The sequence below is a fragment of the Aeromonas sp. R5-1 genome, from assembly GCF_040908265.1.
Classification (GTDB): Bacteria; Pseudomonadota; Gammaproteobacteria; order Enterobacterales; family Aeromonadaceae; genus Aeromonas; species Aeromonas caviae.
On sequence record NZ_JBFODJ010000010.1, the window covers coordinates 1 to 25,031 of the forward strand.

The following is a 25,031-nucleotide window of genomic DNA, read 5'->3' on the forward strand; positions in this document are numbered from 1 at the left end:
TGAAGCAGGAACCCGGTACTGCGCGAGCAGCTATCACCCAGTAATGGGAATCCCCCTCCTGTGACGCGAAGCGCTAAGGTGGGGGAGGATGTCAATGATTGAGATGACGGGTACGAGTGGCTGGGTTCATCGACGCTTCCTCTGGATTGACGGCCGCGAAGTCTACCTAAAAGTGGGGTTATTTGCAGCAAAGGGGGAACTGAATGCTGCTAATATCGTCAATCTGGCCACCCGGGAGCGGGAAAAGAGGTCAGACACAGGGGGGAGGGGCTAGGTCCTGCTGCCGCTCTGGGGTAACATGCGCGCCTGCATGACATAAATCGGCCCCGTCCTCTCTCATCCGACGGCGGCGATGCACCTCTATATGACGGGTCTTCCATGAGATGGGCCCATCCGGATATTGAAAGAAGAGATCACCATGTTACAGATTGGCAAGATGAACACCCTGACCGTCGTCGAGATCGAGGAGCGCGGCGCCTGGCTGGCGGCGGGGGAATACGGCGAGCTGCTGCTGCCCAGGCGCCAGTTGCCGGAAGGCGTCGCCGAGGAGAGCGAGGTGTCCGTCTTCCTCTATCTGGATGCGGATTGCGAGCCGGTGATCACCACCGACAAGCCCTTCGCCATGGTGGGGGACATCGTCGGTCTCAAGGTGGTCAACGCCAACAAGATTGGTGCCTTCCTCGACTGGGGCATGAAAAAGGATCTCTTCGTACCAAGCCGCGAGCAGAACAAGCCGATGCAGGTGGGCCATGTCTATCTGGTGCACCTGATGCTGGACAACGAAGGGCGCATGGTCGGCACCAGCCGTCTGGAGCGCTTCCTGCGCATCGACCCCCCTTTCAAGAGCGGTGACGAGGTGACGGTGCTGCCGGGGGAGCACACCCCCCTTGGCATCAAGGCCGTGGTCAATGGCCAGTACGCCGGCATGCTGTTCAAGAACGAGGTGTTCGGCCGCGTGATGACGGGCCGACCGCTGACCGCCTGGGTCAAGCAGGTGCGCGAAGATGGCAAGCTGGACCTGACCCTGCAAAAGCCGGGGCTGGCCCGGATGGATGACGCCGGTGCGCGCATCCTGCTGCGCCTGCAAAAGCAGGGGGGCAGCCTTGCGGTGGGAGACAAAAGCGATCCTGACGTCATCTACAAGATGTTCAGCATGAGCAAGGGCACCTTCAAGAAAGCGATCGGCGGCCTCTACAAGCAGGGCAAGATCGTCATCGAGGAGCACAGCATCCGCCTCGTGGGCTCCGACACGCCAGCAGGGGACGAATAAGGTGCCGAGTCCCTGCATCGGTGACTGCCGGGCCAAAGAGGGGCTCTGCCTCGGTTGTGGCCGCACCCTGACCGAGATAGGCCAGTGGTCCACCATGGACAGCGAGGCCCAGCTGGCCCGTATGGCCGAGCTCGATGGCTCGAAGAGCACCCATGCCTGCCCGGGCTGCGGCGAGCCGGCGTTCTGCGCCGTGTCGGCGGGGGAACCCATCGAGCGCTGTTGGTGCAACCAGCTTCCCGCGTTGCCCATGAGCGATGCCAGCGCCTGCTGGTGTCGCCGCTGTCTGGCCAAGGCCATCGCGGCACGCCCCTGACTCGGGCAGCGCAAAAAACGAAAAAGGCGCCTGGGGCGCCTTTTCTTATGCCTGTTGCTGGCGGTGCCAGCGGATATGCACGTCGTGCTCGCTCTGATCCCGGGGGAGCAGGAAGGTGGCGTAGATCACCTCGAACTCGTCCTGATGATCCAGCAAGCCGACCCAGACCTCGGCCCAACGTGCCATGTCCACCGGCTCGCCGAGTTCGGTTGACCAGTCGGCATTGGGCAGGGTTGCCTCCACCGCGCCACGTTGCTCGAACTCGAGGGTGATGTCGACGATTTGTTCGGGGGCCAGCATGTCGGCGGCCTGCTCCAGAAACTGATCATAGGCCCACTCGACCAGCTGATCCGGGCTACGTTGTTCCATGAAATCACTCCAGATACGTCCAGGTTCGCCACTTTAACAAGTATTGGGATGGGCAGCCAGCCCGGGGGCGGTGACGCCGTGCTGTCAAATGGCGGGATCAGGGGATAAGGTTAACAGAGCCGCCAGCAGGGGCGGCGTGACGGGGCGGCCTGGCAAGATGAAGCGACGACAGTACCGAAGGCAGATCAAGCGGCGGCGCGAAACCTGGTGGTGGCACTATCTGCCCCTTCATCGGGAAACCGTCGGCGGCCATCTGGGGCCCGCCTCTGATCCGCAGGATGGCGCTACTCTGTGCCGTGAACCCGGTTCAGGGTGACTTGCCCGAGTTGACCCATCTGACGACGGATCCAGGCCGAGCGCTGCTGCACATAGGGTGAGGGGGGCTTGACCCGATAACGCCAGGGATTGGGCAGGGCGGCGGCGAGCAGGGAGGCCTCGTAGCGGGTGAGGCGTATCGCCGGTTTGCCGAAGTAGTGCCTGGCGGCCGCCTCGGCGCCATAGATGCCGGGTCCGAACTCCACGATGTTGAGATAGACCTCGAGAATGCGGGACTTGTCCCAGCCCAGCTCCATCAACAGGGTGAACCAGGCCTCTATCCCCTTGCGCAGGAAGCTGCGATCGCTCCACATGAAGAGGTTCTTGGCGGTCTGCTGGCTGAGGGTGCTGGCACCGCGCACCCGCCCGCTTTGCTGGTTGTGCCTGAGGGCCGAGCTGATGGCGTCCATGTCAAAGCCGTGATGTTCGGCAAAGCGCTGATCCTCGGCGGCGATCACCGCCAGTTGCAGCTCCCGGGAAATCTGCTCAAGCGGCACCCAGTCGTGCTTCACCTCGGCCATCTTGGCAGGGGGAAACAGGGCGCGTTCGAGGCGCCAGGTCCACATGGGAGGGTCGATGAAGCGCAGCAGCGCGACCGAGACGATGGTGCTCGCAAAGGCGGCCAGCAGCAGCTTGCCGAGCCAGCCCAGCAGTCGCCGTTTGCGCGAAGGCCTCACGGGCGCGGGCCCGCCGTCCCAGTCATAGTGGCCAGGATCATCGGGATCCGGAATTATTGGGGCAGCCATTCGATGTGGCAGAACTTCTCGTCGACGCGGCGGGAGAGCAGCATGCGGGCAAACAGGTGCTCGTACTCTTCTTGTTCGTTGCCAAGGCCGACCCAGATCTCGGCATAGTCGGCGTCGCTCACCTCGAATCCCACGTCGGCCGCCCAGTCGTCGGCGGGATCGGTCTCCGCCAGCAGGCCGCGGTCGTTGAACTCCTGATTGAAGCGGACGATCTCCTGCTCGGGCAGGTTGTCGGAGGCCAGCTCCATGAAGAGTTCGAGGGCGGTGTCGAGCAGTTCCTCGACGCTGTGCATTTCGTCATTCAAAGACATAAGAGCCGTGTTCCAGATAAGGGGGGAGGGAAAGCCCGTCGGCAGCGCCTCGGGGTGCGCGGTATTCTAGCTGGCCCTGATGCCCTTGGCGAGATGCCGGGACGCCAGGCATTAAAAAACCGGATCCTGGGAAAGGATCCGGTCTTCATTGGGGGAAGGGGTCGCGCATGGTGCGTCAGCTCATCCCTTCTTCTGGTCGTCGGCAAAGGTGATGTTGAGCTCCAGCACCGACAACTCGTCACTCTTCTGATCAAGCTGGACGGTGATCTTGTCCGGGTCGATCTGCACGTATTTGCGGATCACGTCGAGGATGTCCTGCTTGAGCTGGGGCAGGTAATCCGGCCCCCCTCTGGATGAACGCTCGTGAGCCACGATGATCTGCAACCGCTCTTTGGCCAGTTGTGCGGTGTTCTGTTTCTTGTTGGAACGAAAATAATCCAATAATGACATGCTTAACTCCCGAACAGTCGGCTAAAGAAGCCCTTCTTCTCTTCTTCCAGAAAACGGAAATCCTTGGTGTCACCCAAGAGGCGGGCGACGGCGTCCTCGTAGGCCTGACCGGCATCGGATTCCTTGTCCAGAATGACCGGCTCGCCGGAGTTGGAGGCGCGCAGCACCGCCTGGGACTCCGGGATCACCCCGAGCAGTTTGATGGCCAGGATCTCCTGTACGTCCTGCACGCTCAGCATGTCGCCGCGGTTGACGCGGGTCGGGCAGTAGCGGGTCAGCAGCAGGTGCTCCTTGATGGGATCCTCACCGCGCTCGGCACGGCGGGACTTGGAGGCCAGGATACCGAGGATGCGATCCGAGTCACGCACGGAAGAGACTTCCGGGTTGGTGGTGACGATGGCCTCGTCGGCGAAATAGAGCGCCATCAGGGCGCCGGATTCGATACCGGCGGGGGAGTCGCAGACGATGTAGTCAAACTGCATCTCCGCCAGCTGATCCAGGATCTTCTCCACCCCTTCACGGGTCAGGGCATCCTTGTCCCGGGTCTGGGAGGCGGGCAGGATGAACAGGTTTTCGCAACGCTTGTCCTTGATGAGGGCCTGGTTGAGGTTGGCTTCCCCGTTGATGACGTTGACGAAGTCATAGACCACGCGCCGCTCGCAACCCATGATGAGGTCCAGGTTTCTCAGACCAATGTCAAAATCGATGACCACGGTCTTGTGGCCACGCTGGGCCAGACCGGTGCTCAGTGCCGCGCTGGTTGTCGTCTTGCCAACGCCACCCTTGCCCGATGTAACGACTATGATTCGCGCCATTCTCGCTTCCTTGTAACTCTATTTGATTCGGTCTATACGAAGTTGTTCATTGTCGAGCCGGATATGGACCGGCTCTTGTATCACGCCTGCAGGCAATGCATCGCTGAGCTGGAAGGTGCCCGCGATGGAGAGCAGCTCGGCCTGCAATTGCTGGCAATAAATGCGGGCCTTGGGATTGCCCTTGGCCCCTGCGATGGCTCGGCCACGCAGGGCACCATAAACATGGATGCTGTCATCGGCGATGACTTCGGCGCCAGGGCTCACCGAACCCAGCACCACCAACGAGGTGCCGGCTGCATAGATCTGCTGACCGGAGCGCACCGGGCCCACGTGGACCTTGCTTGCCTCCACGGGCGCTGGCACCGGGGGAACCGGTGCGGCCTCCACTGGCTTGGGCTCAGGCACTGGCGGCGTCGGCTCAGGTTCTGCCTTGCGGCTCTTGCCTGACACCATGACGGCGAGGCCTGCCGCCTTGGCGGCCGTCTTCATCGCCTCGTCCCGCGCCCCCGTGATCCCGACCAGCACGAAGTCTTCCGACTCGACCAGCTCCCTGAGCTGTTCGAAATCGGGGATCGCTTCGAGGCGTTCCACATTGAGGACGAGGGGGGCACAATTAAAAAACTGGGGGGCCTGCGCGACCTTGGCCTCCAGCAGTTGTCGGATCCGGGCCGGATTGCCATCGCTGAGATGCAACACAGAAATAGTGAAGGTGGTCCCTTTCAATTCGTTATCGCGTTCAACCATGAATCTTCCCCGAACCGAGACGGTAATACGTTATTGTTATTCAATTCCTGATGTTATAGTTTGCCACCACCAGAGGCAATAAACCCGTCGGATTATATCAATTTCCATGTTGTGTGCAGTCTATAAAAGTCGCAAAAAAGCCGAGACCTATCTCTTTATTGAACGAAGAGAGGACTTTTCCCGCGTTCCCGAGGTGCTGATGAGTACCTTCGGGCGTCCCGAACTGGTCCTGATGACCAAACTGGACCCGGCCAAGCCCCTGGGGCTGGCCTCCACGGAGCGGGTGATGGCCGCCCTGAAGAGCCAGGGCTTTTATCTGCAGGTGCCACCGCCACCGGAAAACCTGCTGGAGCAGCACAAGGCGCAATTAAAGGGCGCACGATGAGGGCGGGGCGGCTGGCACTGCTGTTGTCAGGCGCCCTGTCGGGATCGCCGGTGCAGGCTGGCCCCGATTTTGACCAGTACGTGGCGAGCCTCAAAGAGCAGGCGCTGGCGGCGGGCATGTTGCCCGAGACGGTGAGTGCGGCCTTTGCGGATGTACATCTTGTCGATGCCGCCATCAGGCACGACAAAAATCAGCCGGAATTCAAACTGACCCTGGACACATATATTCCCCGGGCGGTGCCGGAATGGAAAGTCAAGCAAGCTCAAACCTTATATCGCCAGCATTTGCCGCTGCTCACAAAAATAGGCCGGGAATATGGGGTACAGCCCCGCTTTATTGTTGCCTTGTGGGGAATTGAAACCAATTTCGGCAAAATAACCGGCCATTATCCCCTTATCTCTTCTCTCTCGACCCTGGCCTGGGACGGTCGCCGTGAAGCCTTCTTCAAAGGCGAGTTGTTCGATGCCCTGCGCATTCTGGAGCAGGGACATGTGAACCCCGCCAACTTCAAGGGATCCTGGGCGGGGGCCATGGGACAGGTGCAGTTCATGCCCTCGTCATTCCTGCGATACGCGGTGGATCAGGACGGGGACGGCAAGAAGGATCTCTGGGGCAATCTGGCGGATGTATTTGGATCGGCTGCCAATTATCTGAGCCAGAACGGCTGGCGCGAAGACCAGACCTGGGGACGGCGGGTGAGGGTGCCAGAACGCCTGGACCCCGCCTTGCTGGGGCTTGATACCCGCAAGTCCCTGGCGACCTGGCAGGCCCTCGGGGTTCGCCAGCAGGACGGCTCACCTCTGCCTGTGGTCGACATGCAGGCCTCCCTCATCCGCCCCGACGATATTCACGGGCGAAGCTACCTTGCCTATGACAATTACCGGGTACTGCGTCACTGGAATCGCTCCCCCTATTTCGTGGTGGCCGTCGGCACCCTGGCCGATCGCATCGTGAAATAGCTCTCCCCCATTCTCCTGTCACGGCGAACGGGTGGAGGTGATATGCCCGTCTCTTTTTATCCCTTGTCGGCCTCCCTTTATTCAGGAACGTCGCCCTTTAAATCGCGACCAAAAAAAAGCGGGAATATATCCCGCTTTTTTCATGTCATCGCGACTCGGCGTTAGTCGCAGGCAACCTGCATCACCTTGATGGCCAGGCCACCGCGGGAGGTCTCGCGGTACTTGGAGTCCATGTCCTTGCCGGTGATGTACATGGTCTCGATCACCTTGTCCAGCGACACGCGCGGCTTGGAGGTGCGACGCAGGGCCATGCGGGAGGCGTTGACCGCCTTCATGGCGGCGATGGCGTTGCGCTCGATGCAGGGTACCTGTACCTGGCCGGCCACCGGGTCGCAGGTCAGACCCAGGTTGTGTTCCATGCCGATCTCTGCGGCTTCACAGACGTGCTCGGGGCTGCCGCCCATCAGTTCGGTCAGGCCGGCGGCGGCCATGGAGCAGGAGACGCCCACTTCACCCTGGCAGCCCACTTCGGCGCCGGAGATGGACGCGTTCATCTTGTAGAGCATGCCGACGGCGGCAGCGGCCAGATAGAAGCGGGTGTACTCGTCGCGGCCCACCGGCTGGATGAACTTGTCGTAGTAGGCCAGCACGGCCGGGATGATCCCGGCGGCGCCGTTGGTCGGTGCGGTGACGACGCGGCCACCGGCGGCGTTCTCTTCACTCACCGCCAGGGCGAACATGTTGACCCAGTCCACGATGTTCATGGGATCGTTGGAGAGGTTCTCGTTGGTGGTCAGCTGGCGGTAGAGCGGCGCGGCGCGGCGCGGTACGCGCAGCGGGCCGGAGAGGACGCCCTCGGTGCGGCAGCCGCGCTCGATCCCTTCCCGCATGGTGGTCCAGATCTTGCCGAGCTTCTTGTAGATCTCTTCCGGGGTGTTGAAGCACTTCTCGTTTTCCATCATCAGGGCGGAGATGGAGAGACCGCTCTGGCTGCAGTGGGCGATGAGCTCGGCGGCACTCTTGAAGGGATAGCTGACGGACATGTCGCCGCTGTCACCCTTGCCAAAGTTCTCTTCGTCGACGATGAAGCCACCGCCAATGGAGTAGTAGGTCTTGCTGTAGACGGCGTCATCTTCGATGAAGGCGGTCAACCTCATGCCGTTTTCGTGCAGGGGCAAGGCCTCGTCATGGAAGATCATGGCGCCCTTGGGGAAGCTGACGGTGTGGCAGTGCAGGCCGATGGGCAGACGACCGGTCTGCTCCACGCGGGAAATGAATTCGGGGATGGCGTCGATGTCGACGTTCTCCGGCAGGTTGCCCGCCAGACCCATGATGATGGCGGTATCCGTGTGGTGGCCTTTGCCGGTCCAGGAGAGGGAGCCATAGACATCGACCTGGATCCGGGTGATGTCACGGATCTTGCCGCCAGCACGCAGTTCATCCACGAACTGTTTGGCTGCCTTCATGGGGCCGACAGTGTGGGAAGAGGAGGGGCCAACACCGATTTTGAAGATATCAAAAACGCTGATCATGTAACAATTACCTCAGGGTAGAAGGGGGCGCCATGCCCACTCGCAGAAAAGGGATCCATGGGACGGGTCTGTCGTCACAAAGGCCAGGGAACCGGATAACCACAGTGTAACGGTTCAATGCCTAAAAAAAGTTGAAACAGATCTATTTTTGTTGAATTCGTGGCGCGAGTATAAAATTTATTTTGATGGTTATCCATTTTGTTAAGCGCCAGACAAACGTTTTGCAAAAAAATACCCGGCGATGCCGGGTATTCGAGTGCCATATGCGGCTTTATCACAGCGGCTTAACACTCGGTGATGTTGACGGCAAGGCCGCCCCGGGCGGTCTCCTTGTACTTGGTCTTCATGTCGTTGCCGGTTTCCCACATGGTTCTGATCACCTTGTCCAGCGACACCTTGTGCTCGCCGGTGCCACGCAGGGCGAGGCGGGCAGCATTGATCGCCTTGACCGCGCCCATGGCGTTGCGCTCGATGCAGGGCACCTGCACCAGACCACCGACGGGATCACAGGTCAGCCCGAGATTGTGCTCCATGCCGATTTCGGCGGCGTTCTCGACGATGGCGGGGCTGGCGCCCAGCAGCTCGGCCAGGGCACCAGCGGCCATGGAGCAGGCCACGCCGACCTCGCCCTGACAGCCGACCTCGGCCCCCGAGAGGGAGGCATTCTTCTTGTAGAGGATGCCGATGGCGGCGGCGGTGAGGAAGTACTGCATCAGCAGCTCGTCATCCACCTTGCGCACGAAGCGATCGTAATAGTGCAACACCGCGGGGATGATGCCGGCGGCGCCGTTGGTCGGCGCCGTCACCACGCGGCCCCCGGCGGCGTTCTCCTCGTTGACGGCCAGCGCAAAGAGATCCACCCACTCCATCACCATCAGCGGATCCTTGTTGAAATTGGTCTCGCCACAGAGCTGGCGATAGAGGGCGGGAGCCCGGCGCTTGACCTTGAGACCGCCTGGCAGCACCCCCTCGCTCTTGCAGCCACGCTCCACACACCCCTGCATCGCCTGCCAGATCTTGCGAAGCCCGGCCTTGATCTCCGCTTCCGAGCGAAACACCTTCTCGTTGGCCAGCATCAGCCCCGGGATGGAGAGGCCGCTCTCCTGGCACTGGGCCAGCAGTTCGGCGCCGCTCTCGAAGGGATAGGGGATGGGGTGGGCGGCATCGAAGCGGGCCGCCTCTTCCCGGGCGTTGGCGAAGTGACTCTCCTCGATGATGAAACCGCCCCCGATGGAGTAGTAGGTCTGCTCGAACACAAGGGTGTCACCCTCATAGGCGCGCAGTGTCATGCCGTTGGAGTGGGCGGGAAGGGTCTTGCGTCGATTGAAGAGGATGGCGCCGATGCGGGGAAATTCGCTGGGTTGCTCGCCGCCAAGGCAGAGGGTCTGGGTCTGCTCTACCTGGGCGAGGAAGGAGGGAATGGCCTCGATGTCCACGGATTCGGGTTCAAATCCGGCCAATCCCAGGATGATGGCCTTGCCGGTGCCGTGCCCCTTGCCGGTCTGGCCCAGTGAGCCGTAGCACTCGACGACGACGCGTCCGGTACGGGAGAGGAGTGCGTTCGCTTTGAGGGTCTGGATGAAGGCGCAGGCGGCCCGCATCGGTCCCACGGTATGGGAGGAGGAGGGGCCTATCCCGATGGAAAACATGTCGAAGACACTGATCATGACGTACTCCAATTATGGATTTCGTCTAAACATTGTAAATTTTTTGTAGTCGTTGAAAAGGGGGGAGATAGCGGGGTGTGATGGCGGTAGGGAAATGGGCGCGGGAGAGACGCGCCATGGGGGAACCGCTCGGCATCCCATGGCGCCCGTGATACATCAGTCGAGGAACTCGCACAGATAGGCGGAGGCGATCTTCACTTCCAGCTTGAAGGAGGAGTGACCGGCCACGTCGAAGGATTCTCCCTGCTGGTAGGTGTGCCACTCATCTTCGTCGGCCAGCTGGATGGTGAGGGCGCCCTTGATCACCGTCATGCGCTCCGGGGCGGCGGTATTGAACAGGTACTCGCCCGCTTCCATCACACCAACGGTAGCTTTCTCACCTTTTTGCTCGAAACCGATGGATTTAACATTTCCGTCAAAATACTCGTTAACTTTCAGCATCTTTTCTTCCCTGTATGCACGTTTGCAGAGCCAACGTAGCACACTGTTTTGGATGTTGTCATGGTAAAAGGAGCAAAAACAGCCGTGTCTATTTTGAGGCTTTACTTTCTCATAAAGTTATCAATGCATTTCGTTAACGGATTCTGATGTAAAACGGGGAGCAAATATGAGATAAAGCGCACCGCCAGAGCAATGGAGAGGATTTGACGCTCTGGGTGGTCATTTACGCTGTAAAAGTGTGAGTAATTGCTAAATAAAGGAACATTCTGTGTTAACAAAAGGATTAATCAAAAACATCGGCTTCCAGGTAGTGGTGGCCATGGTGCTGGGCGCGCTGGTCGGGGCGCTCATGGGAGAGCAAGCCACGGTGTTTGCGCCGCTCGGCACCCTGTTTATCCAGCTGATCAAGATGCTGGTGATCCCGCTGGTGGCGGTGGCCATCCTGTCCGGGGCCGCCAACCTGGGGGCCAGCCCCGCTGCTGGCAAGATTGGCGTCACCACGCTCGCCTTCTTCCTCGGCACCTCCGCACTGGCGGTGTTCCTGGCGCTGGTGATGGGTCAGGTGTTCAAACCCGGTGTGGGCGTTGACTTTGGCGCCACCGCGGCCATGTTCTCCGGCGACTACGCCGACAAGGGTGCACTGCCCGATGCGGTGGCCACCCTGCTTGGCATGATCCCGACCAACGTGTTCAGCGCCTTGAACGAGGCCAACATCCTGCAGATCCTGGTGTTCTGCATGTTCCTCGGCATCGCCCTGGCCAAGCAGCCCCGCGAGCGCGCCAAGCCGCTGGTGGACGGGCTCAACACCCTGGTGGACGCCTTCGTCTGGATGATCAACAAGGTGATGCTGATCGCCCCCATCGGCGTCTTCGGCCTGATGGCCGACGCCATCGGCACCTACGGCTTCGACGTGCTGACCCTGGTGCTCAAGCTGTTCGTCGTCTATGTCGCCGCCATCCTCATCTTCGGCTTCGTGGTCTATCCGCTGCTGATCGCGTTCTTCTCCAACACACCGGTACGCAAGTACTTCTCCGCGATGAAGAAGCCGCAGATCGTGGCCTTCTCCACCGCCTCTTCCATGGCGACCCTGCCGGTCAACATGGAGACCTGCGAGCGCGATCTGAAGGTGACCAACGCCACCGCTTCCTTCGTGCTGCCGCTGGGCGCCACCATCAACATGAGCGGCAATGCCATCTATTACGGCCTGGTCGCCATCTTCTTCGCCCAGGTCTATAACATCGATCTTTCCATGGGTGCCTGGGCGGCGATCATCGTCACCTCCACCCTGGGTGCCATCGGTCAGGCCGGTGTACCGGGCCCGAGCTTCCTGGTGGTTGCCGTGCTGCTGGCGGCCGGGATTCCCATCGAGGGTCTGCCGCTGCTGTTCGCGCTGGATCGTCTGTTCGACATGATCCGCACCGCGCTGAACATCACCGGCGATGCGGCCTGTGCCATCATCGTCGATCGCTACAGCCCGGATTACGATCCGAACCGCTGGAGCAAGGAGGCCTGATATCGGTCGTCCACCATGCATGACAAGAGGGAGGCTTCAAGCCTCCCTCTTTCATTTGTGTCTATTTGCTGGCGGTGTTCCCCGCTCGCCTCGCCCGTCTGCGTGCCTCAGGGGGAGAGGTGTGCCAGGGCCTGGCGGCAGCGCTGTTCGGCCGCCTCCAGCTCCAGCAGGACCATCTGGATATCTTCCAGCTGTTGCTGCAGGGTCTCCCGCTTGTCGGCTACCAGCCCCAGCATGGTCTGCAACTGGGAGCGGCTGCTCTTGTCCGCATCGTAGAGATCGAACAGCTCCCGGATCTCTGCGAGGCTGAAGCCCAGACGCTTGCCACGCAGGGTCAGCTTGAGCCGCACCCTGTCCTGACGGCTGTAGATCCTGTGCTGTCCCTGGCGGGTCGGGTTGAGCAGGCCCTGATCCTCGTAGAAGCGGATGCTGCGGGTGGTCACATCGAACTCGCGAGCCAGTTCGCTGATGCTGAAGGTGCGGGTGTCGTCCCTGGATTTGGTCATGGGGCTGTCTTGGCTGCCATCTGGTTGTCAATGCAGGCTGGCACCTTACCCAAACGTCAACTTCCCCGCAAGTCTTGTTCCTGTCGCGGTCGCGGCATATGTTATCCCGATGTAACAAGGAGAGTGCTATCGATGGATATCGTGATTGTGGCGGCCAAACGTACCCCCATGGGGGCTTTCCAGGGGGCCCTGAGTGTGCTCGGGGCCCCCGAGCTTGGCGCCTGCGCCATCCGCGCCGCGCTGGCGCAGGCCGGGATGACGGGGGAGCAGGTCAATGAGGTCTATATGGGCAACGTGCTGAGCGCAGGGGCCGGCCAGGCGCCAGCCCGCCAGGCGGCGCTCAAGGGGGGGCTGCCGGACAGCGTGCCCTGCACCACCATCAACAAGGTATGCGGCTCCGGCATGAAGGCAGTGATGCTGGCGGCGGACAGCCTGCGTCTGGGGGAGGCCGAGGTCGTGGTGGCGGGGGGCATGGAGAGCATGAGCCGCGCCCCCTATCTGCTGGACAAGGCGCGCAGCGGTTTTCGCATGGGGCACCAGAGCGTGCTCGATCACATGTTCCTGGACGGCTTGCAGGATGCCTACGAAGGCCATCTCATGGGGCATTACGCCCAGTTGAGTGCTGATCGCAGCGGACTGATCCGGGCCGATATGGATGCCTTTGCCATCGCCTCCCTGGAGCGGGCGCTGACGGCGCAGCGCAGCGGTGCCTTTGCCGCGGAACTGGCTCCCGTCATGACCTCTGAGGATACCCTGCTGCTGGCCGAGGATGAGCAACCGGGCAAAGCCAGGCCCGACAAGATCCCCGGCCTCAAGCCGGCCTTCAGCAAGCACGGCACCATCACGGCGGCCAATGCCAGTTCCATCTCGGACGGGGCGGCAGCCCTGGTGCTGATGCGGGGGGAGACCGCTGCCCAGCTCGGATTGCCGGTGCTGGCCAGGGTAGTGGGTTACCAGAGTCACGCCGCCTTGCCGGCGGAGTTTACCAGTGCCCCCGTCGGCGCCATTGACAAGTTGCTGGCCCGGGTGGGCTGGTCGGTGGAGGAGGTGGACCTGTTCGAGGTGAACGAGGCATTCGCCATGGTGAGCATGCTGGCCATGGCCGGGTGCGGCATTCCCCATCACAAGTTGAACGTGAACGGCGGGGCCTGTGCGCTGGGGCACCCTCTTGGCGCCAGTGGCGCCCGCATCCTGGTGACCCTGATCCATGCCCTGCGTGCCCGCGGGCTCAGACGAGGGGTGGCGAGCCTGTGCATCGGGGGAGGGGAGGCAACGGCCATCGCCATCGAGGCAGGCTGAATGCGTGGGTGAGATTGCTGCGGGTTGATGAAATGACAACGTCCCTTCAAGAGGGACGTTGTCATGTCTGGCGGGAGTGGACCGGTTGCTCTTCCATGGCCTGAAGCTGCTGGTTGACCCAGGCGGTGGCGCTCAGATAGAGGTGGCTGACCTTCTCTTCGTTGAGGCCGAGCCGGACGGTGTTGGCGGCGACCCGCTGCCAGTCGGCTTTCTCGAAATCTTCACAGAACGCCAGGTAGAACCCGAGCTTGCCCTTGCGGGTGAGCAGGGCGGCACGAATGTCGTCGGTCAGGGGAATGGAGCCGAGCAGCTGATCCAGCGGTTCACCCATGAGCACGTCCAGCAGGGAGAAGAGGCCGGTGACAAAGGCTTGCTGTGCCTGCTCTGCGGGCGCATGGGTCTGGGCCAGCAGTTCGCAGAACCGGGCTCTGATGAGGGACATCTGGTGGAGTTCGGCGCTCTTTTCACTTCCCGCACTGGTGGCGGCGATCAGGGCGACGAAGCGCTTGAGCTGGGCGTGCCCCAGGGAACTTGCGGCCTGGCGAAACGAGGCGATGGGCTGGGGGAAACGCTTGAGGTGGTTGATGTAGCGCAGCAGCTTGAGGGAGAGGGTGAGATCCTGGTTGAGCAGTTTCTCAATCTTGTCCAGATCCGGTTCGGTCTGATTGACCACCTCGAGCAGCTGCATCACCACCAGCTGGGCCGGCGGTATGGTGGGCTGTTGCACCATCTGGGGGCGGCTGAAGAAAAATCCCTGGAACAGGGTGACGCCGAGCTGCTTCATCCGCTCGAACTCGGCCTGATCCTCGACTTTCTCGGCCAGATAGGTGAGGGGCAGGTGGCGATGATTCGCCATGAAGTGCTCTATGCAGGGTTGCGGCGTGCTGCGCAGGTCGAACTTGATGATATGGATGTAGGGGAGGAACCTGTCCCAGTCTGAGACCATGGTGAAGTCATCCAGCGCCAACCGATAGCCCAGCCCATAGAGCTGGATCACTTTTTCCAGCAGCGCATCGTCGGGCTCGGCATCCTCCAGGATCTCGATCACCACCTTGTCACGGGGGAGGCATTCGGCCAATCCATCCAGCAACAGGGAGTGGGGGAAATTGATGTAGCAGGGGTGATCTCCGATGAGATGGTCGATGTTCTGCTGCAAGAACTGCTCGGCAACCAGCCTGGAAGTGGCCTGCTGTGCGGAGACGGAGGGAAATACATTGTCCAGGCTGTCGCGAAACAGCAGCTCATAGGCTTGGGTGTTCAACTCCCGATCCAGAATGGGCTGCCTTGCTACATAGGAATACATGCGTCTCTCCACCATGGTTACAGGCTTGATTCTATGGTGAAGCGGATCACTATGCCAGTGCCGACCGGTCGGGAAGGTCAACAACTGGCATACTATTTGTCAGGAAACCCGGGGTGTCAGAACAGGTAGTTGAGCTGCAGGCCGGCGAGCCAGGCATCCCCTTCCGAGGTGCCATTGAAAGTGGAGGTGGTCTGGGGGATGCCGGGCCTGAGCTGCATGGTTTCGCTCACGTCCACCTTCTTGCCGTCGATCAGGGTCAGCCCCAGATCCAGCGAGAGGTGACGGTCAATCTGGTAGCCCACGCCAGCGCTGTACCAGACCCGATCCGAGTCGGGGATGGAGATGGTGCGGCGATCCGCCGGGACCGGGCTGCGGTCGTAGGCGATACCGGAGCGCAGTTGCCACTGGGGGGCCAGCTGGTAGGTCATCCCCAGCGCATAGCGCCAGCTGTCTTCCCAGTGCTCCTCTTTGATGTGCATGGTGCCGTGGTGGTCGAGCTCGGATTCGAGCTGCACGAACTTGCTCCAGTTGGTCCAGTTGATGCTCGAATGCAGCGCCAGGGCCGGGGTGAGTTGATGGAACAGGGCCAGCTCGGCGGTGGCGGGCAGAGGCAGATCCAAGCTGCCGGTATCGGTGAAGGGCTGGCCCTTCTGATCGATGCCGATGGCGTCACCAGAGAGGGTCAGGGTCACGTCGTGGCGATAGGAGAGACCGATGCGGGTTGCTTGCGACAACTCAAGCAGGGTGCCCAGGTTCCAGCCCATGGCCCAGCCATCCCCTTTCAGGTGCTTGGCTATCTGGTTGTTGGAGGGGAAAGTGCCGCCCACTTCCCCTTCCCCCTGAATGGCGGAGAGACCGGCCCCGACGGACCAGATGCGGTTGATGCGATAGGCCAGGGAGGCCCCCAGATCCATGGTCTTGATGTCGGAGACGTTGCCGAAGTGACCGGCGTTGTAGTTGTCCGGCATCTTGACCCCGAGTCCGTAATAGGAGGTGGCGGCAAGTCCGAGGCGCCATTGTTCGTTGAGGGGCACGATGAGATAGGCGTTGGGCACCCAGGCGTCACCCGCAATGTCGTGGGCTCCGGCATCCAGGCTGACCGGCCCCTGGGGGGTAGGCACCCGGGTGGTGCCCTCGATGTTGACGTCGGGGTGCACGTGGATGACGCCGCCGGAGAAGGCCAGGCTATCGAATCGGGTCATGGCGGCGGCATTGCGGGAGAGCACGCTGGCATTGTCGGCGATGGCGGCTTCACCCGCGAAGGCTCGCCCCATGCCGGTGGCGGATTGCTCCGCGAGCTGGAAGCCGGCAGCCTGCACCTGGCTCGACAGCAGCAAGAGGGCTATGAGGGAGGGTTTGATGGTCGGATGCATGGTCTTTCCTCGGGATGAACTGGGTGTTCATTCTGTTATTCGGTTGGGGCCGGGATTTTATATGGTATGACCAGCAAGGCAACGGGGAGAGGGGAACGTGCGGCAAAACGGGATTAAATGCTGGAAGAAATACCCATAACAGCTTGATAAAAAAAGAAAAGAGTACAGCTGTTTACTACAACTGTGCGCTCAGTTGGTGAAATTGGATAAAAAAAGAGCGCCCTGGGGCGCTCTCGATGATGATATGAAAATCAGAATTTCATGTTGAACTGGGCGGAAGCCAGCAGGGCGTTGCCGTGGGAGGTGCCCTTCCAGCGCAGGGCTTCATTTTTCTCGACCAGCTTCTCGTTGACGTCCACTTCCTTGCCGTCCAGGTAGGCCATGCCAAAATCGACGCTCATGTCCTGGTCGATGTGGTAGGTGGCACCGGCGCTGTACCAGACGCGGTCGGAGTCGGGGATGCTCAGGCTGCGGTATTCCGGCTCGATGGGGCTGTTGTCGTAGGCGAAGCCGATACGGGCTTCCCAGGACGGGTTGACGTACCAGGTGCCGCCGAGTGCATAGCGCATTGAGTCCTTGAACTTCTCTGGCTTGTTCAGGCATTGGCCTGGTGTTCCATCGTTACAGGCATTACCAGTAGCTTTTAGCTCCTGGAAGGCGCTCCAGTCGGTCCAGTTCACTGAGTAGTGCACCGCAAACTGCGGGTTCAGACGGTGGTAACCGGCGAATTCGGCCTGGGCCGGCAGATCCAGCTTCAGATTGCCGTCGACGGTCTGGAATGAAGAGGCAATGCCTTTGAAGTCACCGTCAAAACTCAAATCCACCTGGGAGCGGTAGGTCAGGGCGAGGCGGTGGTTCTCGTTGATCTCGTACAGGGTGCCGACGTTCCAGCCAAAGCCCCAGGTGTCGCCCTTGAGGTGGGCAATTGGGGTATCACTGTTAAGAGGTGCGCTGAATGCCAAGGCGCCAGCATAGCGGTTCAGTTCGGCCTGGGCATAGACGGCGTTGATACCGGCGCCGACGCTGAAGTTGGAGTTGATGCGATAGGCGATGTTGGGGTTGATGTTCAGGGTGACCAGCTCGGTGTCACCGGCAATCGGGCCTGCTAAGTTAGTGTGGGAGTACTCAGTGGAGAGACCGTAGTTGGAGAAGAGGCCGATACCCCAGGCCCACTGATCGTTCAGGGGCTGGATGAAGTAGCTGGCCGGCACGAAGGCATCGGGGGCGATGTCGCTCTCGCTAGCCGGAATAGCACCTGCAATTTTCCCCTCCACGTCCACGTCGGGCTTGATGTAGGTGCCGGATACAGACAGTGCCATCTTGTCAAAGGTGGTCATGGCCGCCGGGTTGCGGGACAGCACGGCCGCGTTGTCGGCGATGGCTGCTTCACCTGCGTAGGCGCGCCCCAGACCGGAGGCCGAGTGCTCGTTCAGCTGGAACGCGGCGGCGAAGGTCTGGGTGCTGGCCAGGGTCACGGCCGCAGCGATCAGGCTTTTCTTGAAAAAGGCAGTTGTCATAGTGTTCTCTCTTTGTAAGCAGATTTTCTGTCGACATCGCGGCTCTTTGGCGGCTATTGACGACATGATCTGTTGTTATGTCAGCTTCTTCCCATTCATTGCTGGCGTGATTCTATGGATCTGGTAGGAGGTAAGAAATCAGACCAGTGACAGCAGAATACATAAAAGTTTCCATTGTGTTAATCATTTGTTTTAACTTGCCGTTTTATTAGGCTGATTTATCTATTATTGGATAAATAAAGCACAAGTGGTGCCATTTGCGTCATTTAAAATAAATGGTAGAAATGTGACTTCGCGCAGGCAATAGGCGGGAACATGCGGGGATGTGGGGATGAACAGGCAGACAATGAGGATGTCTGCCTGTGATGTGGCTGAGGCGGAGGACGAGTCAGCCTGGATCAAGGTCTGTTAAATGGACCAGTGCAGACGTGACTCAAGCTGGCGGGCAACCGGGGCGAGGGGCTCCTGCATGTCTCCGATGAGCACCATGTTGGCCCCCTTGAGCGGCAGTATCTCCCCCTTGAGGGTCCCGTCTGCAAAATCGGACTGGATCGTCAGTGGCAGGTGCTTGGGGACGAGGAACAGGGTGACCGGTCCCATCTTGCCCTGCAGCACCATGTGCAGGGCCGGTCCCTGGTAGAAGGCGCAGTGGTTGACATAGGTTACCTTCATGCCCGGCATCTCGCTCAGGGTGGCGCCATATTTCTCCATTTTCGCGTTGATGGTGTGCAGGCTGACCCGCTCATCCACCGCATGAATGAAGGGCTCTTCCCCATAAACGTGGGACATGGCGACCTGAGCCAGCGACAGGGTGTCCGGTGCCACAGGCCAGCTGATCCAGCGGGTGCTCATGCCGAGCAGGAAGGCGACCGAGGCTGCGATAGCCAGAGCGCGCCATTGCGTGCGTGCAGGAGTGACGGGCAGCGGGACCACCTGCTCCTCTTCGGCTGCCATCGCCTGCCTGAGCAGGATCCGCTCCGCAAGACCGGCCGGTACGTCCACTTCCAGAGTGCTGCGCACCTGGCGCTCGAGCTGCTGCATCTCGTCCAGATGCTTGCGATTGGCCGGTGACGCCTCGGCGGCTTTCAGGAAGGCGGGATCCCTGTCCGAGGGGTGAGTGATGGCCCGGCGGCGAAATTCAAGCTCATCCATTGGTGTGTCCTCTCTGTTGTTTCGCAGACTCCATGGCCTCTTTTATCTGGTTGCGGGCGCGAAACAGCCTTGTCATGACGGTGTTCTTGTTCAGGCCGAGTTGCTCGGCGATCTCCTCCCCGCTGAATCCCCCCAGTACCTGCAGCAGCAGCGGCTCCTGATATTCGGCAGGCAGGCGGGCGATGTGGCGCCTGAGCCATTCGTGCTCCATCTCCTGCTCGCTTGGCAGGACACCCTGATCCCGCAGGGGGTGCTCGTCGAGGTCGACGAGATCGAACTGCTTTCGCTCAAAGCGGCGGGCATTCTCCCGCCGCAATATGGTGATGAGCCACGCCTTGGCAGCCTTGTCGTCCAGCAGGGTATCTATCGCCTTCCAGGCGCGCAGGAAAGTCTCCTGCACCAGATCCTCGGCGATTTGCGGATCCCGGCACAGCCAGTAGGCGTAGCGGTAGATGTCCCCGTGCAGGGCGTGCACCAGGGCTTCGTACTTGGTTTGTTTATCTGCCATCTCCCCATAGACCGGAGAAGCGCAGGGATCCTTTCCCGTGTCGGCCCTTTTTCTTCTGAAAAAACCTAACGCCATAAAGGGGTGTCCTGTTTCATGAGGGGCGCATCATGCACGCATCCACGCCAGTATTCGAAGACCATAGGCTATCGCAAAGCTCTCCCAGGTGCACAACTCCCTGGCGAGCGCCTGTCTGGGCAGGTGTTCGCCAGGGACTCGCTTGGGGGAAAAACAGGCCCGATCCAGGTCGTCCAGCAGCGCCCCCATGGCGGGGTCGCGGTGACAGGGCAGCCTGGCCAGATGAAGACAGGGGGTGTCCCAGCGCAGGACGGCCCAGGTCAGCAGGGTTTCCCTGGCCTCGTCAGGAGAGCCCGTGGCGAGGGCCCGTTGCAGGCGATAGAAGGCGCGCCAGCGCGGCCAGCGGCGCATGAATGCCCGCAGCAGGATGGCCAGGAGCACCCAATAGAGATACTGGACCCCTGGTGCGGGGGAGGCGGGAGTGGCGCTCTCCCTTGCCGTGAACACCAGAGGATGTGCGGGCAGGCGCGCCTCCTCGATGCGACCGCTCTGGGTGTTGAACCAGCGCAGGGTCTGGGGGGGCAGCACATAGCGCCCCGCCTCGTCGGCGGTCAGGGCCTGGCGCCACTGGCGCTCGAAGCGTAGCGCCCCCTCGGCCACGAATCGCTCCTGTTGCTGCTCGCCGTCCGGCTTCATGGAGAGGCCGGCGGGCAGGGGCGGGGCCGGCAAGGGGGGCAGGCGGTTGCCATCCCCCCCTTCCATCACCAGGGTGAGGGTGCGGATCACCGGCTCACCCACCCTGGCCTGGGCCGGGCTGAACTGCTGGCGCAACACCAGGCTGCTCGCCACCGGCTCCAGGGGGGCCTTGTCCACCTTGATGAAGAGGGTCGCCGCCCTGGCGGACAGCAGATCCCCCGCGTTGCCCGGCGCGGTCGCACCGGCCTGGTCCTGGGGCGGCAACCGCCCCTGAAAGCGGGGGGATTCGACGGGATGGAGCCCGGGTCCTTTGGCCTGCAGCAGCCATTTTCGCGTGAGACGCCCGGGCAGGCCGGGGCTGGTGGGAGAGTCCCAGCGGTCCTCGCCAAGGCGGCGAATGGTAAAGGCCGGGGTGATGGGCTCGCCGAGGTTGGGGGCCTCCAGGTTGGCAGGCAGCCAGAGGGTCAGCTCATAGATGAAGGGCTGGCCGGGGTAGAGATTCCCCTCATGGAGCACCCGGGCCTGCAGCTCGACCGGAGAGAATACCGGGTCTTGTGTCGGCATCAGGGTGCCGTCCAGGGAACGTGTCGGCACCGCCAGGGAGGGGGTGAGATCGGCGCCAAGGGGCAGGGAGGGCACCTGGCGCGGGCTGGTATCGAGCAGGTGCAGGGGGATCTGCCAGCGAGTCAGGCTGCGGCTCTGGGCACTGACCCGCTGGATGCTGACCCGCCCGACCGCAAACTGGCGCAGCAGCGGTTGCAGGTTGAGATCCTCATCGCGGTGCAGCCCGTCGGCCTCGATGATGAGCAGCCAGTCGCGCTCGCTCACCCCCGGCAACAGCTCGGCCTCGACAGGAGCGGCCTGCACCCGCATGGCGCACAGGGCGAGCAGCAGCCAGCAGCCGATCCGGGGGGAGAGTAAGCGCAGCACGAGGATCACCAGGGCTCCTCCACCTTGAGCAGGGGGCGGCGCAGGGCCTCCTTGCGAAGGCGCTGCTCCAGCAGCAGCACGGGGGGCGCCGGGGGGCGGGGAGCCTCTGAGGCGCGGGCGGGGTCGGGAGTGTCGGCCTGCGCCGGGGCATTTGCCGAGGGCGCCGACTGTGGCGGGTTGGCCCGCAGCAGGGCCAGGTTGTGCAAGGCATCCCTGTGCCCAGGTTCAAGGCGAAGGGCGCTCAGATAGGCCTGCTCCGCGGCGGCAAGATCCCCGAGCCAGACCAGGGCATTGCCCCTGTTGTAGTGGGCGGTGACGCTGTTTGCCCTGCCATAGGCGGCGACGGCCCTGGCGTAATCCCCGGATCTATACCAGGCGTTGCCTTGCCAGACCGGATCCTGGAAGGCGTTGGCCGCTTCCCGATAGTGTCCCTGGCGATAAGCCTGCCAGCCTGCTTCATCTTGTCGGGAGGCCGCCTGCAGGGAAGGGGGCGCGACGCCAATGACGAGGATCACCAGCAGCCAGTGGGCGCCGATCCGCGCCAGCAGCGCCAGGGGGAGCAAGGGGATGAGCAGCCAGGGGCCGAGATCCCGGGATTGCCCCTGCGTCAGGGCCTGGCCCATGGGCAGGGGGGCAAAGCGGGGCAGGCCGGAATCAAGCCAGGCCAGCCTGCCTCCGGTACTGGCGGCAAGGGCGGCCATGGCCTCCTCGTCGGGCGCCGGCAAGGTGTGGCCGATCGGGCTGCCGAGCTGCCAGCGCTCGGCAGCCACGCCGGGCAGCCGGGTCTCCTTGCCCCCGCTGGCCAGCAAGATGTCGAGCCGCGGGGCCGAGCCTGCCTTGCAGAACAGGTCGTTGAGGCAGGGCCAGAGGGCGGCGATGCGATCGCGCACTATCCCGGAGAGGCCGTCGGTCACGAGCAGCAGACGGGCGGACTGGCCTGGCGGGATCAGGGTGAGGGCCAGGGCCACGGCGCGCTCGGGGGCGCTGCCCTGGACAGGCATGATGGCCGGGCGCAGGTCCGGCAGCAGCAGGGCGATGGCCTGATGATCCCGGGTGGGAGGCATGGCGAGGTAGGCATCCCCGGCAAACAGGATGAGGGCGATGGGATGGGCCGCGTCCTGCCGCGCTATGTCGGCCAGCATCTCCTGCAATCCCAGCCTCACCCGGGTTGCCCGGTCCGGTGCCAGATCCTGTGCCAGCATGGAGTCGGATAGATCCAGCAGCCAGATATCGAGGGCCGGGCTCGGCATGGGGAGACTCTGCTGGCGCAGGGCGGGGCCCGAGAGCGCCAGGATCACCGGCAGACAGGCAAGCCAGCGCCAGGGGATGGCCCGATGGCGGCTCGGCAGCAGATAGGCCTGCATGGCCGGGGAGAGCAAGCCGGGATCGCGGCGGCGGCGCCACCCCTGCCACAGCCAGGGGAGCAGGGCCAGCAACCAGAGGGGGCGCAGCAAGATCAGCTCCATGGTGCCACCGTCATGACCTGCCTACTCATGGGATGGCCTGTGTGACAGGGGGATGTGCCAGCGGGCTGGCCAGCAGAGCAGCAGCCAGGCCAGGGCCAGTGGCCAGGGGTAGAGCTCCTGGTGGGGCCGGGAGAGGATCTGGGGCCGGGCGAGGGGCTCCAGGGTGTCGATGGCCTGGTTGATGGTGGCGAGATCGCCCCGGTTGCGGGCGCGAAAATAGCGGCCTCCTCCCAGCGTCGCCAGCTGCTGCAACAGGGCTTCATCCAGTTCGGCACTGGGATCGGCGTCCCCAGCGGGCCCGGCGAAGGTGTCGGGGTCGGCGCCCACCCCCAGGGTATAGAGACGGATGCCGGCTTTGGCGGCGAGCCTGGCCTCGGTCAGGGGATCCGCATTGCCCGAGGTATTGCGCCCGTCCGTCACCAGCAGCAGGGCGGTGGGGCGGGTGGGGTCGGCGTGCTGGCGTGCCAGCAGGATGGCTTCCCCCAGGGCCGTGGTGCGCCCCACCAGATCGAAGTCGAGCTCCCTGGCCAGGGTGAGCAGGGCCCCGGTCTCCTGGGTGAGGGGGGAGAGCAGATAGGCGTGATCGGCAAAGACGACGAGGGCGATGCGATCCCCCGGGCGGGAGGCGACAAGGTTGCTTATCTGCTGGCGCACCGCGGCAAGCCTGTCCGTTTGCTCTCCGTCATCCAGCATGTCCTGGGTGCGCATGCTGTCGGAGAGATCCACCGCCAGGATGAGGTCCCGGCTGCTCTGGTAGTGAATGATCGGGGGCTCCTGCCACTGGGGGCGGCACAGGGCCAGTACCAGGGCGCACCAGCAGATCATCATGCGCCACAAGGGCTGCCCCGCCTGGGGCTGGAGCAGGGGAAAACCTCCGTGAACGAGCCGGTTTCCTCCCTTGCGCCCCTTCATGGGAGGCAGGCCGAAGCGCACCAGCAGCGGCAAGGCGAGGGCGAGGGAAAACCAGGGCCAGGCGAGGATCATCGCGTACCCTCCGGGGGAGGTGCCCCTCGCTTGCTTGCCGGGAATCGCGGCGCACTGACGCAGCGTCGCCCCCAGGCGAGATAGGCGAGACGCAATCTTTTGCGCTGCGCCTCATCGGGCACGCTGCCCCCATAGAGCCAGAGTGGCCACTGGGCGGCAAACCGGGAAAAATCGCTCCCCCCCTTGCTGTCCAGCCAGGCGAGCCAGGCCTCCCCTTGCAGGGGGGCCGCCTCGGGCCAGCGGGCCATGGCCGCTTCTCGCAGGGCATCCTGCAGCCTGGGGACGAGATCGTCTGCCTGCCAGTCTATCCGGTGCGCCCAGCGGCGCTGGCGCAACAGGGTGAGGGCCGTCGTGGCGATCAGGCAAGCGGCGATCGCCGCGATCAGCAGCCCCCCGAGGGCCATCAGGCGAGGATCCTGTGCAGGCTCGAGAGCGGGGCCTTGGTGGATGTCACGCAGCTCGGCACGGATGGCTTGCAAGGACTCGCTGGACGAGGGCTGGCGATATGCATCCGGTGCGGGCACGCCCTGCTCCCCCCTCAAAACAGACGGCATCCGCCCTCCTGCCACTGGCGTTGCAGGGTGGCGCCGTTGTCGAGGCGATAGAGGCGCGTCACCAGGGGCAGCAACTGCTGGCGACAGGCCTCGGCCTGTTCGTCGGCCGCCCTCTGATAGCGGGCGCGAAAGCGGGGATCTTCTCCCGCGAGCCAACCGCTGTGTCTGCCTGCCTGCACTGCCAGCTGCCCCTGCTCGGGCAGGGCGGCTTCCAGGGGATCGCGGATTTGCCAGTAGTGGATATCGTGGCGCGGGCGAAGGCGTTGCAACTGCTGGCAGAGGGCCTTGTCCGGTGCCTGGTGATGGCTTATCAGGGTCAATCTGGCCCCGTGGGGCAGGGTGAGTCGTGCCAGGGTCTGGGCCAGCGTCCAGGGCGGGGGGGCGCGATCCAGCCCAGCCTCGTAATGGCGGCAGAGCGCTTCCAGCAGAGGCATGAGAGAGCCGCGCTGGTGCTCTGTGTGGGGGACTGCGCCTTGGCAGATCAAGGTATTGGCCTGTTTCTCCCCCTGCCAGAGCAGGGCGGCGGCCAGCTCGCAGCCAAGGCGGGCCTTGAGCTGGGCGCGGGAGCCAAAGTACATGGCGGGTGAGAGATCCAGCAGCAACCAGTGGGCCTGATCCTGCTCTTCCCCGTAGAGGCGGGTGTGGGGGCGGCCGAGGCGGGCGGTGACCCGCCAGTCGATGTGGCGTACCTCGTCACCGGCCTGATAGAGGCGAAGCTCCCTGAAATGGAGCCCGGGTTGGCGCCCGATACGCCCCTGGGCCGCCTGATGAATGCGGGCACGCTCGCCCTGGCGGGTCCAGAGGCGCACCGCCAGCAGCCGCTCGAGGGGGAGGGCGATGTCGGGGTGATCCCGGGGCTCGGCGACGGGGGTCATGGCGACAGGGCTGCCTGTGGGGG

At 62.7% G+C, this 25,031-nt stretch carries 26 protein-coding genes; 6 read left to right on the top strand and 20 right to left on the bottom strand.

Annotated elements, in window-relative coordinates; all coding sequences use genetic code 11:
- The first annotated feature begins 400 nt into the window (after positions 1–400).
- A complete protein-coding gene (locus tag AB5Y64_RS01020; RefSeq protein WP_042014378.1) occupies positions 401–1,270 on the top strand; it encodes a S1 RNA-binding domain-containing protein in 870 nt (289 codons plus the stop codon).
- A gap of 1 nt (position 1,271) precedes the next feature.
- Positions 1,272–1,583, top strand: a complete 312-nt coding sequence (locus AB5Y64_RS01025; RefSeq protein ID WP_039039099.1) for a DUF1289 domain-containing protein — start codon at positions 1,272–1,274, stop codon at positions 1,581–1,583.
- Positions 1,584–1,628: 45 nt separating this feature from the next.
- Here the strand turns inward: AB5Y64_RS01025 and AB5Y64_RS01030 are convergent, their stop codons facing one another.
- From AB5Y64_RS01030 to minC, 6 genes are all read right to left on the bottom strand, one after another.
- Positions 1,629–1,952, bottom strand: a complete 324-nt coding sequence (locus AB5Y64_RS01030; protein ID WP_010674643.1) for an HI1450 family dsDNA-mimic protein — start codon at positions 1,950–1,952, stop codon at positions 1,629–1,631.
- 284 nt (positions 1,953–2,236) lie between these two features.
- The gene (gene mtgA, locus AB5Y64_RS01035) at positions 2,237–2,944 is read right to left on the bottom strand and encodes a monofunctional biosynthetic peptidoglycan transglycosylase (RefSeq protein WP_253585593.1); all 708 of its coding nucleotides are present in this window, start codon (positions 2,942–2,944) and stop codon (positions 2,237–2,239) included.
- A gap of 53 nt (positions 2,945–2,997) precedes the next feature.
- Positions 2,998–3,324 (bottom strand): HI1450 family dsDNA-mimic protein, encoded by a 327-nt coding sequence (locus tag AB5Y64_RS01040; protein ID WP_029314491.1) that lies wholly within the window; start codon positions 3,322–3,324, stop codon positions 2,998–3,000.
- 180 nt (positions 3,325–3,504) lie between these two features.
- On the bottom strand, positions 3,505–3,774 hold the full coding sequence (gene minE, locus AB5Y64_RS01045; protein WP_010674646.1) for a cell division topological specificity factor MinE: 270 nt from the start codon (positions 3,772–3,774) through the stop codon (positions 3,505–3,507).
- A 2-nt stretch (positions 3,775–3,776) separates the two neighbouring features.
- The gene (minD, locus tag AB5Y64_RS01050) at positions 3,777–4,589 is read right to left on the bottom strand and encodes a septum site-determining protein MinD (RefSeq protein WP_010674647.1); all 813 of its coding nucleotides are present in this window, start codon (positions 4,587–4,589) and stop codon (positions 3,777–3,779) included.
- Between the two features lie 18 nt (positions 4,590–4,607).
- Positions 4,608–5,333, bottom strand: a complete 726-nt coding sequence (gene minC, locus AB5Y64_RS01055) for a septum site-determining protein MinC (protein WP_039039101.1) — start codon at positions 5,331–5,333, stop codon at positions 4,608–4,610.
- A 106-nt stretch (positions 5,334–5,439) separates the two neighbouring features.
- On the opposite strand from minC, the gene AB5Y64_RS01060 reads away from it, so the two are divergent.
- Together AB5Y64_RS01060 and AB5Y64_RS01065 are read left to right on the top strand one after the other, a co-directional pair.
- Positions 5,440–5,718 carry a YcgL domain-containing protein gene (locus AB5Y64_RS01060; RefSeq protein WP_029314494.1) on the top strand — a complete coding sequence of 93 codons (279 nt, stop codon included), beginning with the start codon at positions 5,440–5,442 and terminating at the stop codon, positions 5,716–5,718.
- Positions 5,715–6,677: a lytic transglycosylase domain-containing protein gene (locus AB5Y64_RS01065; RefSeq protein ID WP_052816494.1), complete on the top strand. Its 963-nt coding sequence runs from the start codon at positions 5,715–5,717 to the stop codon at positions 6,675–6,677. The genes AB5Y64_RS01060 and AB5Y64_RS01065 overlap by 4 nt, the downstream gene beginning before the upstream one ends.
- Before the next feature lie 161 nt (positions 6,678–6,838).
- On the opposite strand, the gene AB5Y64_RS01070 is transcribed toward AB5Y64_RS01065, so the two are convergent.
- The 3 genes from AB5Y64_RS01070 to AB5Y64_RS01080 form a co-directional block, all read right to left on the bottom strand.
- The gene (locus tag AB5Y64_RS01070; protein ID WP_039039104.1) at positions 6,839–8,209 is read right to left on the bottom strand and encodes an L-serine ammonia-lyase; all 1,371 of its coding nucleotides are present in this window, start codon (positions 8,207–8,209) and stop codon (positions 6,839–6,841) included.
- Between the two features lie 284 nt (positions 8,210–8,493).
- Complete coding sequence (locus AB5Y64_RS01075; RefSeq protein ID WP_368203077.1) at positions 8,494–9,876, bottom strand: L-serine ammonia-lyase; 1,383 nt, start codon at positions 9,874–9,876, stop codon at positions 8,494–8,496.
- 156 nt (positions 9,877–10,032) lie between these two features.
- Entirely contained in the window at positions 10,033–10,317 is a 285-nt protein-coding gene (locus tag AB5Y64_RS01080) for a pyrimidine/purine nucleoside phosphorylase (protein ID WP_010674653.1), read from the bottom strand.
- A 268-nt stretch (positions 10,318–10,585) separates the two neighbouring features.
- Between AB5Y64_RS01080 and AB5Y64_RS01085 the strand changes: the two genes are divergently transcribed.
- The gene (locus AB5Y64_RS01085) at positions 10,586–11,830 is read left to right on the top strand and encodes a dicarboxylate/amino acid:cation symporter (RefSeq protein ID WP_041215213.1); all 1,245 of its coding nucleotides are present in this window, start codon (positions 10,586–10,588) and stop codon (positions 11,828–11,830) included.
- Positions 11,831–11,937: 107 nt separating this feature from the next.
- Here the strand turns inward: AB5Y64_RS01085 and AB5Y64_RS01090 are convergent, their stop codons facing one another.
- Complete coding sequence (locus AB5Y64_RS01090; RefSeq protein ID WP_010674655.1) at positions 11,938–12,336, bottom strand: MerR family DNA-binding transcriptional regulator; 399 nt, start codon at positions 12,334–12,336, stop codon at positions 11,938–11,940.
- Positions 12,337–12,468: 132 nt separating this feature from the next.
- On the opposite strand from AB5Y64_RS01090, the gene AB5Y64_RS01095 reads away from it, so the two are divergent.
- Positions 12,469–13,635 carry an acetyl-CoA C-acyltransferase gene (locus tag AB5Y64_RS01095; RefSeq protein WP_210556022.1) on the top strand — a complete coding sequence of 389 codons (1,167 nt, stop codon included), beginning with the start codon at positions 12,469–12,471 and terminating at the stop codon, positions 13,633–13,635.
- 61 nt (positions 13,636–13,696) lie between these two features.
- Here AB5Y64_RS01095 and AB5Y64_RS01100 read toward each other — a convergent pair whose 3' ends face one another.
- The 10 genes from AB5Y64_RS01100 to AB5Y64_RS01145 all read right to left on the bottom strand — a co-directional run bounded on the left by AB5Y64_RS01100 (position 13,697) and on the right by AB5Y64_RS01145 (position 25,008).
- Positions 13,697–14,938 (bottom strand): EAL and HDOD domain-containing protein, encoded by a 1,242-nt coding sequence (locus tag AB5Y64_RS01100; RefSeq protein ID WP_270805191.1) that lies wholly within the window; start codon positions 14,936–14,938, stop codon positions 13,697–13,699.
- A 116-nt stretch (positions 14,939–15,054) separates the two neighbouring features.
- On the bottom strand, positions 15,055–16,311 hold the full coding sequence (locus tag AB5Y64_RS01105) for an outer membrane protein transport protein (RefSeq protein WP_368203078.1): 1,257 nt from the start codon (positions 16,309–16,311) through the stop codon (positions 15,055–15,057).
- Between the two features lie 251 nt (positions 16,312–16,562).
- Positions 16,563–17,828 carry an outer membrane protein transport protein gene (locus AB5Y64_RS01110; RefSeq protein ID WP_201872708.1) on the bottom strand — a complete coding sequence of 422 codons (1,266 nt, stop codon included), beginning with the start codon at positions 17,826–17,828 and terminating at the stop codon, positions 16,563–16,565.
- A gap of 408 nt (positions 17,829–18,236) precedes the next feature.
- Positions 18,237–18,980, bottom strand: coding sequence for a DUF3379 domain-containing protein (locus tag AB5Y64_RS01115; protein ID WP_041215209.1), 744 nt, complete (start codon positions 18,978–18,980; stop codon positions 18,237–18,239).
- The gene (locus AB5Y64_RS01120; protein WP_080769901.1) at positions 18,973–19,563 is read right to left on the bottom strand and encodes a sigma-70 family RNA polymerase sigma factor; all 591 of its coding nucleotides are present in this window, start codon (positions 19,561–19,563) and stop codon (positions 18,973–18,975) included. The genes AB5Y64_RS01115 and AB5Y64_RS01120 overlap by 8 nt, the downstream gene beginning before the upstream one ends.
- A 30-nt stretch (positions 19,564–19,593) precedes the next feature.
- The gene (locus AB5Y64_RS01125; protein WP_202211920.1) at positions 19,594–21,072 is read right to left on the bottom strand and encodes a BatD family protein; all 1,479 of its coding nucleotides are present in this window, start codon (positions 21,070–21,072) and stop codon (positions 19,594–19,596) included.
- Positions 21,073–21,134: 62 nt separating this feature from the next.
- Positions 21,135–22,595 carry a tetratricopeptide repeat protein gene (locus AB5Y64_RS01130; RefSeq protein ID WP_279956148.1) on the bottom strand — a complete coding sequence of 487 codons (1,461 nt, stop codon included), beginning with the start codon at positions 22,593–22,595 and terminating at the stop codon, positions 21,135–21,137.
- Positions 22,596–22,616: 21 nt separating this feature from the next.
- Positions 22,617–23,579 (bottom strand): VWA domain-containing protein, encoded by a 963-nt coding sequence (locus AB5Y64_RS01135; RefSeq protein ID WP_270835819.1) that lies wholly within the window; start codon positions 23,577–23,579, stop codon positions 22,617–22,619.
- The gene (locus tag AB5Y64_RS01140; RefSeq protein ID WP_109422669.1) at positions 23,576–24,133 is read right to left on the bottom strand and encodes a DUF4381 family protein; all 558 of its coding nucleotides are present in this window, start codon (positions 24,131–24,133) and stop codon (positions 23,576–23,578) included. Before AB5Y64_RS01140 ends, AB5Y64_RS01135 begins: the two co-directional genes overlap by 4 nt.
- On the bottom strand, positions 24,118–25,008 hold the full coding sequence (locus AB5Y64_RS01145; protein WP_010674666.1) for a DUF58 domain-containing protein: 891 nt from the start codon (positions 25,006–25,008) through the stop codon (positions 24,118–24,120). The genes AB5Y64_RS01140 and AB5Y64_RS01145 overlap by 16 nt, the downstream gene beginning before the upstream one ends.
- Positions 25,009–25,031: the final 23 nt, after the last annotated feature.